A 9,490-nucleotide genomic window follows, 5' to 3' on the forward strand; every position below is an offset into this window, starting at 1 on the left:
GGGTGTGGTCGAGGGCTGATGCGTGTGCGTTGGTGGCGGCGCGGGGGCGGTTGATGGGTGGGTTGCCCGAAGGCGGCGCCATGCTCGCCGCCGCGCTTCCACAGGAGCGGGCGGCCGAAGCCATCGCCGGATTCCGCGGGCGGCTGTCCATCGCGGCGGTGAACGGGCCGTCGGCGATCGTGTTCTCCGGCACGGAGGACGCCATCGCCGAACTCGAACTCGAACTCGCCGCCGAGGGGGTCAAGACAACCCGGTTGCGAGTCAGTCACGCGTTCCACTCGGCGCTGATGGAACCCATGCTGCCGGAATTCGAGGCGTTGGCCGCCGGAATCACCTACGGCAGTCCACTGTTGCCGGTGATCTCCAACGTGTTCGGGGTCGTCGGCGGCGAGGCGTTCTCCGACTCCCTGTACTGGGCAGGTCACGTGCGCGACACCGTCCGTTACGCCCGAGGTGTCGACACCCTGGTGGACCTGGGTGTCCGGCGATTCCTGGAGCTGGGGCCGGACGCCGTGCTGGCCGCGATGACGCGGCAGTGCCTGCCCGAGGAGGTCGGGGCCCGATCACTGGTCGCGGCGGCCGGACGGCGCGGCGTCGACGAGGTGCGGCATTTCCTGACCTTCCTCGCCCACGCCCACAACAGCGGCATCGAGGTGCACTGGGAGCCCTTGCTCGCGGGCCGGTCTTCGAAGCGTCTCGCGTTGCCCACCTACGCCTTCCAGCGACGGCGCTATTGGCTGGACGTGGTCCGGCCGGTCGCGGCGGGCTCCATCGATCATCCGATCCTGCTGGACGCGGTGCCGGTGGCGGGCAAGGACGAATGGCTGTTCACCGGACAGCTGTCGGATGCCCGGCATCCGTGGGTCGCCGACCACGTGGTGTTCGGTACACCGGTGGTCCCGGCGACCACCTACCTCGAACTGATGTCGGCGATCGGCGACCGGCTCGGAGCGCGCTCGGTCGAGGAGATGCAACTGGACATCCCGCTCGCCCTCGCTGAGCGCACCGTCGACGTGCAGGTGGCGGTCGGTGCGGCCGAAGCCGACGGACGGCGGCGTTTCACCCTCTACTCCCGCACCGCGGACCTCGACGACGCCGAGGCGTGGGTCCCCCATGCCGGTGGCGTGCTCGCCGCCGACCCCGGCCCCGGCCACTCCACCGGCTGGGATCGGATCTGGCCGCCCGCAGGCGCGGAACAGCTCGACGAAGAGGCGATCTATCGCCGGATCGCGCACCTGGGCATGGAATACGGTCCCGCCTTCCGCGGCATGCGCGCGGCGTGGCGACGCGGCGACGAAGTGTTCGCGGAAGTATCGCTGGACGACGTCACCGCCGCGCGGGCATCGGGCTACGGTATCCACCCCGCGTTGTTCGACGCCTGTCTGCACCCCGCGCTCGACTTCGTCATGAACGACCTGCCCGCCGGACGGGTGCCGCTGCCGGTCACGGTCGGTGGGCTGCGGACGGTCCGGTCGGGCTCCGGGCCGGTGCGGGTTCGCGCGGTGCTGTCCGGCGGTTACCGGATCCGGATGGATGTCGTGGACGAGAACGGCGCACCGGTGCTGAGCGTGGACTCCTTGGTGGTGCATCCGGTCGAGCGGCGCACCGTGGAGCGGGTCCGGTCGAATACGGCGCCGGTGCCGCTGCACGGGCTGGAGTGGGTGCCGGTGTCCACCGGCCACGCCGGGCCGGCGGGAACGATGGCGATGCTGGGCGCGGGCAGCGTGGCGGGAATCGACCTGCGCGTCACCGACCCGCGCGAACCGGACGGCGGCGATCCGGACGCGGCGACGATCGTCTGGGCAGTCGAGACCGCCGAAGCGGTGGACGCCGATCCGGCTGAAGCGGCCCGGCACTGGGTCACGCGGACAGTGGAACTGGCGCGGTCGTGGCTCACCGATACGCGGTACGACCGCGCCCGGCTGGTCGTGGTCACTCGTAACGCGCTCGGGTTGCCGGGTGAATCGCCCGACCCGGCGGCCGCTGCCGTCGCGGGTCTGCTGCGCAGCGTGCAGGCGGAACATCCGGGCCGGATCGTGCTCATCGATCGGGACGGCGACATCGACGCCGGGGCGGTGTCGGCGGCGCTGGCCGCGGGCGAACCGCAGGTCGCGGTGCGCGACGGCCGGTTGTCGGTGCCCCGGGTGCGCCGGATCGCGGCGGCACCGGGAACGGGGACGATCTCGTTCGGGACGGGCACGGTGCTGGTGACCGGCGGCACCAGCGGTCTGGGCGCGCTGATCGCGCGACATCTGGTGTCCGAGCACGGGATTCGGCGACTCTTGCTGGTCTCGCGACGTGGTCCTGACGCCGCGGGGGTCACCGAACTCGTCGCGGACCTGTCGGCGCTGGGCGCCCAGGTGGACGTCCAGGCGTGTGACATCGCGGATCGCGGCGACCTCGCCGCGGTCCTGGCGGCGGTACCGGAGGAATTCCCGTTGTCCGGCATCGTGCACGCCGCGGGTGTGGTCGATGACGGGACGGTCGAGACCCTGACCGCCGCGCAGGTGGACCGCGTGCTGCGCCCGAAGGTGGACGGGACCTGGCTGCTGCACGACGCGACGCGGGACGCGAAAGTCTCGGCCTTCGTGGTGTTCTCGTCGGTCGCCGGGCTGGCCGGATCCCCCGGGCAGGGCAACTACGCGGCGGCGAACTCGTTCGCCGACGCGGTGGTCCGGATGCGCCGTACCGCGGGCCTGCCCGCCGTATCGGTGGCCTGGGGTCCGTGGAACGCGGGCACCGGGATGACCGCCGACCTCGGTCCGGCGGGGTTGGAACGGCTGCGGCGCTTGGGTTTCCGCCCGCTCGGCGACACAACGGGGCTGTCGCTGTTCGACGCTTCGCTCACCGCGGGGTCGGCGCTGGTGGTGGGCGCGGAATTCGATCGATCGGGGCTGGCGGAGCAGGCCGAGGCGGGAGCCTTGCCCGCACTGCTGAGTGCGCTGGCCCCCGCGTCGGCGCGGCCGGGCCGCACCGGCGGGGAGCCGGTCGGACGGCTGGCCGCGGCCACGCCCGCCGACCGCGCCGAAGTGGCCCTCGCCGTCACCCGGGAACAGGCGGCCGCGGTACTCGGACACGCCTCGGCGGAGGCGATCGACCCCGAGACCGCGTTCACCGAGCTGGGTTTCGACTCGCTGGCGGGTGTGGAATTCCGGAACCGCCTCGCCAAGGCCACCGGACTATCGCTGCCCTCGACCCTGGTGTTCGATCACCCGAGCGCCCGCGTGGTGGCGGAGTTCCTCGTGTCCAGGATCGGCGACGCTCCGGCCGCGCGGCCACGCCCGGCGCGGATGACGCCACGGACCCGGGTCGACGAGCCGATCGCCATCGTCGGAATGAGCTGCCGGTATCCCGGCGGCGTGAGTTCGGCGGAGCAGCTGTGGCAGCTTCTGGTCTCGGGTACGGACGCGATCACGCCGTTCCCCACGGACCGGGGCTGGGACCTCGATCGGCTGTACCATCCGGACCCGGACCAGCCCGGCACCACCTACGTGCGCGAGGGCGGATTCCTCACCGACGCGGGCGCGTTCGACCCCGCCTTCTTCGGAATCGGCCCCCGTGAGGCGACGGCCATGGACCCGCAGCAGCGGCTGATGCTGGAGGCCGCCTGGGAAGCCTTGGAAGACGCGGGCATCGATCCGACCGCGCTGCGCGGCAGTGACACCGGAGTCTTCGTCGGCGCCACCCCGTCCGGCTATTCCGAGCGGGTGGTCGGCGCGTACGAGGGCTTCCGGATGACCGGCAACTCCGACAGCGTCACCTCGGGACGGGTGGCCTATGTCCTGGGCCTGCAGGGTCCGGCCATGACGGTGGACACGGCGTGCTCGTCCTCCTTGGTGGCCCTGCACCTGGCCTGCCAGGCGCTGCGGAACGGGGAGACGTCGCTGGCGCTGGCCGGCGGAGTCACCGTGTCGGGCAGCCCGGAGCTGTACGTGGACTTCGCGCGGCAGCGGGGGCTGGCCCCCGACGGGCGGTGTAAATCCTTCGCCGCCGCCGCGGACGGTGTCGGCTGGTCGGAAGGGGTCGGCGTGCTGGCCCTGGAACGGCTTTCGGACGCCCGGCGGTCGGGCCACGAGGTGCTGGCGGTGATCCGGGGTTCGGCGGTGAACCAGGACGGCGCGTCGAACGGCCTGACCGCGCCGAACGGTCCGTCGCAGGAGCGGGTGATCGCGGCGGCGCTGGCGGCGGCGGGCCTGGAACCGGCCGACGTCGACGCGGTGGAGGCACACGGAACGGGAACGCCGCTGGGCGATCCCATCGAAGCGCAGGCCTTGATCGCGACTTACGGTCAGGGTCGGCGCGAACCCGTGCGGGTCGGCTCGCTGAAGTCGAATATCGGCCATTCGGTCGCGGCCTCGGGCGTGGGCGGCGTGATCAAGATGGTGCAGGCGCTGCGGCACGAGATGCTGCCGAAGACGCTGCACGTGGATGCCCCCTCGCCGCATGTGGATTGGTCGGCGGGGTCGGTGCGGTTGCTGACCGAGGCGGAGCCCTGGCCCGCCGGGGAGCGGGTACGGCGTGCGGGGGTGTCGTCGTTCGGGATCAGCGGGACGAACGCGCACGTCGTCGTCGAAGAAGCGCCCGCACGCGACCGACAGCCCGCCGTGCGCGACCGCGGATCCGAGCCGGACCGCGTGATCGCGTGGGTGGTCTCGGCGAAATCGGAGGCCGGTCTGCGGGCGCAGGCCGAGCGGCTGCGCGCGTGGGCGGTCGAGCATCCGGACGCCGATGCCGGTTCCATCGGACGCTCGCTGGTGCAGACCCGCGCGCAGCTGGAGTGGCGCGGCGCCGTCGTCGGCGATGATCGGCAGCAATTGCTGGCGGGACTCGCGGAATTGGCGGCCGGTCCTGGGTCCGGTGTGATCGAGGGGACGGCAGGCTCGGGCAGGACCGCGTTCCTGTTCACCGGCCAGGGCTCGCAGCGAGTGGGCATGGGCGCCGAGCTGTACGCGTCCTACCCCGTCTTCGCCCAGGCGCTCGACGAAGTGTGCGCCGAATTCGACCGGCTGCGGGAGAACGCCGCCGGTGCGGCGCAGACGGCCCCGACCGGCGATCCGGCGCCGTCGTTGCGGGAGGTGATGTTCGCCGATCCGTCGGGTGTGCTGGATCGGACGGAGTGGACGCAGCCCGCGTTGTTCGCGTTCGAGGTGGCGTTGTTCCGGTTGGTGGAGTCGTTCGGCGTGTTCCCGGACGTGTTGATCGGGCACTCCATCGGCGAGCTGGTGGCGGCGTATGCGGCGGGGGTGTGGTCGCTGCCGGACGCGTGCGCTCTGGTGGCGGCGCGCGGACGGTTGATGGGTGCGCTGCCGGAGGACGGCGCCATGCTGGCGGTGTCCCTTCCGGAAACCGATGCCTTGCCACTGCTCACCGGCTTCGGGGATCGCGCCTCGATCGCCGCGGTGAACGGACCGGAGGCGGTGGTGCTCTCCGGTGACGAGGACGCGATCGGCGAACTGGAACGGACCATCGCGGCGCAGGGGCACAAGACGACGCGACTGAAGGTGAGCCACGCGTTCCACTCCGCGCGGATGGAACCCGCGCTGGCCGCGTTCCGCGCCGTCGCCGGAGAACTGACCTACCGGCAACCGTTGGTGCCGATCGTGTCGAATGTGACCGGGGCCGTGGGGGATACCTTCACCGACCCGGAGTACTGGGTCGGGCAGATCCGCGCCGCGGTCCGGTTCGCGCCCGGTATCCGGGCGTTGGCCGACACCGGCGCGCGCCGGTTCCTCGAGATAGGTCCGGACGCCGTGCTCACGGCCATGACCCGCGGCTGCCTCGGGGACGAGGCCGCGAACGGATGGCTGACCGCCGCCGCGAGCCGCCGCGTGGGTGCGGAAGCGCGGCACTTCGTGACCTTCCTGGCCCGCGCGCACGTCGCCGGGCTGGCGGTGGACTGGCAACCGCTGTGGGAGGGCAGCGCGGCGCGCCGAGTTTCGTTGCCGACGTACGCGTTCGATCATCAGCGGTATTGGCTCACCGCCACCGAACACACCCCCGACGTGCGGTCCTCCGGTCTGGACGAGGTCGACCATCCGCTGCTCGGCGCCGCCGTCTGGCTGCCGGACTCCCGCGGTGTGGTGGCGACCGGCCGTCTGTCGCTGGCGAGCCATCCGTGGCTGGCCGACCACATGATCGGCGGAACCGTGCTGTTGCCGGGGACGGCCTTCGCCGAGCTGGCGCTGTACCTCGGCGCGATGACCGGCAATCCGCGCCTGGCCGAGCTCGTGGTGACGGCGCCCCTGGCGGTCCCGGCCGACGGCTCGGTCGAATTGCGGGTGCTGGCGGACGGCCCCGACGACACCGGCGCGCGTGCGGTGTCGGTGTATTCGCGTCCGCATCGCGTCGGCACGCCGGAACAGGCGGAATGGATCCGGCACGCCACCGGATCCCTTGTCCCGCAGACGACGCCGGCCGAGACGACCCCCATGACGGAACCCTGGCCGCCGGCCGGGGCGCTGCCGGTGGACGTCAGCGATATGTACACCGAGTTCGCCGACCGCGGCTACGGGCACGGGCCGTTGTTCCAGGGGCTGACCGCACTGTGGCGGCGCGGCGACGAGGTCTTCGCGGAGGTGCGCCTGCCCGGACAAGAGCATTCGGCGGCCGACCGATTCGGGCTGCATCCGGCGTTGCTGGATGCGGCGCTGCACGCGATCCGGTTCACCGGGCTCACCGGGGAGCCCGCCGCGGACGAGATCTACGTCCCCTACTCGTGGGAGGACGTGGACCTGCACGCCGTGGGTGCGGGCGCGGCGCGGGTACGGTTGGCCGCGGCCGAGCCCCGATCCGGGGACCGGGACAACCAGCCGATCGCGGTGACGCTCACCGACGCGCACGGAGAGCAGATCTTCCGGGTCGCGGCGTTGACCATGCGCCCGATCCCGATCGACGCGCTGCGGACCGCCGGCGCCGCCCGCACCGGGCACGACCCGTATCGGCTCCGGTGGGTGCCCGCGCCGGCCGGGGAGCGCGCCGGACTCGTCGTGGATGAGGACTGGGCGTTTGTCGGCGACGACGAGATCGTGCGCGTAGACGGAGGTTCCGTCGCGGTGCTCCGGATCGAGGACACACCGGCGGACAGCGATGTGCCCGATGTGCTGCGCACCCGGCTCACCGATACGGCGCAAGGGATCACCGAACTCCTGACCCGCCACAACCGTGTCGTCGTCGTCACCCGCGGAGCGGTCGCCGTGACACCCACAGCACCGGTGGACCTCGCCGGAGCGGCGGTGTGGGGGCTGCTGCGCAGCGGACAGCACGAGAACCCGGGCCGGATCCTCCTCGTCGACGTGGCGGCCTGGGCGGGGTACCGCCGTGCCGTCGCGACGCTGCTGGCCATGGCCGACGAATCCCAGGCGGCCGTGCGTGACGGTGCCGTGTACGTGCCCCGGTTGAGCCGGAGCGCGGCCGGCGAGCACGGAAGGCCCGCTCCTCGACCGAATCCCGACGGCACGGTGCTGATCACCGGCGGCACCGGAAGCCTCGGCGGGCTCACGGCCCGGCATCTGGTCGCCGCGCACGGTGTGCGCAGGGTGCTGCTGGCGAGCAGGCGCGGCCCGGACGCGCCGGGCGCCGCGGAACTGGCGGCGGAACTGGCCGGACTGGGCGCGCACGTGCAGGTGGTGGCCTGTGATGTGAGCGACCGGGCGGCGGTCGACCGGCTGCTGTCGACCATCGCGCCGGAACATCCGCTGACCGCCGTCGTGCACACCGCGGGAACACTCGCCGATGGACTCCTGGCCGACCTCACCCCGGCGCGCCTCGCCGCCGTGCTCCGGCCCAAGGCGGACGCGGCCTGGTACCTGCACGAAGCCACCGCCGATCTCGAGTTGTCGATGTTCGTGCTGTTCTCCTCGTTCGCGGGCACGATCGGCAGCCCGGGACAGGCCAACTACGCGGCGGCGAACGCCTTCCTCGACGCGCTCGCGCAGCACCGGCACCACCGCGGACTGCCCGCCACCTCGCTCGCGTGGGGACCGTGGCGCGCGGAGAGCGGAATGACGAGCACCCTCACCGGCACCGACATCGCGCGGATGCGCCGCGAGGGTCTGATGCCACTCGACGACGACTACGGAATGTCCTTGCTGGACAGCGCCATAGCCGGAGGCGAGCCGACCGGTGTCGGCGCGCGTCTGGATCCCGCGGTGCTGAACGCCCTCGCCGCGGCGGGCGCGTTGCCCAGGATGCTCGGCGCCCTGGTCACCGCGGCGCCGCGCCGGGCGGGCGGAGCGCGGTCGCTGGCACGGCAACTGGCCGCGACCGCCGAAGCGGAGCGCCCCGGCGTGGTGCTCGCCGCCGTGCGCGAGCACATCGCGGCGAGCCTCGGCCACACCTCGGGCGAGGCGATCGATCCACGGGCTCCGTTCACGGAGCTGGGATTCGACTCTCTGGCGGGCATCGAGTTCCGCAATCGCTTGGCCGAGACCACCGGGCTGACGCTGCCGTCGACCCTCGTCTTCGACCATCCCACCGGCGAGGCCCTGGCGGCGTACCTGGTTTCCCGGATCCCGGAGATGGCGCCCGCGGACGTGACCACCGACGCGCCCGCGGCCGTAGTGCCCGTGGAAACCGGGGCGAGGGGCGCGCTCACCGAACTGGTGCTGGCCGCGCACCGGCGCGGCCGGGTCGGCGCGGCGATACCGATGCTGCTGGAGAGCGCGGAACTCGTGGACACCTTCACCGATGTGGCCGGCACGGCGCCGATTCCGCTGAGCAGGGGGACCGGACGGGCGACCCTGCTCTGTGTCCCGTCGTTCGTGGTCGGCACCGGACCGCACCAGTTCGCCCGGCTGGCCAGGGAACTCGGTGCCGACCGGACGATCGCGGCGCTGCGCCTGCCCGGCACGCAGCCGGGCGAGGCGCTGCCCGAATCCTGGGAGGTGCTGCTGGATCACCTGGCGGCGGCGGTGCGCAACCGCGGTGACGAGCGGCCGGTCGTGCTCCTCGGCTATTCGGCAGGCGGCGCGATCGCGCACGCGCTCGCGCATCGGCTGGAGCGGGACGGGCGCGGCCCGGCCGCGGTGATCCTGCTGGACACGTATTCACCCGACGATCCGGAGCAGAACCGCCGGGTGTTGCTGAGCGCGATCGGCTCGGTGCTCGACCTCGGACACGAGGTCACCGAGATCGGGGATCACGGCCTGGTCGCCATGGCGAAATACGCGCGGCTGTTCGAGCAACGCCTGCCGCTGCCGATCACCGCGCCGACGTTCGACCTGCGGGCCGCGACGCCGCTGCCGGGGCTGGACCTCGCCGAGCCGGTGCCGGCCTGGCTGCACACCGGCGAGACGGTCGAGCTCGACGCCGACCATTTCTCGATCATCGGCGCGGCCACCTCGGCCGTCGCGGCCGAGATACGGCGCTGGCTGGGCGAACTCGATGAAACGGAGCCGGCGCTCGCGCGCTCGGCGGCAGGCAGTGACGGTGCTCCGCGGTGACCGCCGGGCGGGCGTGACACGTGGCATCGAAGAGGCGAGACAGAGGAAAT

1 protein-coding gene is annotated in these 9,490 nt (G+C 72.6%); it reads left to right on the plus strand.

Features of this window, described 5'->3' with window-relative positions:
• The first annotated feature begins 2 nt into the window (after window positions 1–2).
• The gene (locus ABZ552_RS28405) at window positions 3–9,440 is read left to right on the plus strand and encodes an SDR family NAD(P)-dependent oxidoreductase (protein WP_357440949.1); all 9,438 of its coding nucleotides are present in this window, start codon (window positions 3–5) and stop codon (window positions 9,438–9,440) included.
• The last annotated feature ends 50 nt before the right edge of the window (window positions 9,441–9,490 follow it).

The organism is Nocardia sp. NPDC019219 (assembly GCF_040632645.1).
Classification (GTDB): Bacteria; Actinomycetota; Actinomycetes; order Mycobacteriales; family Mycobacteriaceae; genus Nocardia; species Nocardia sputorum.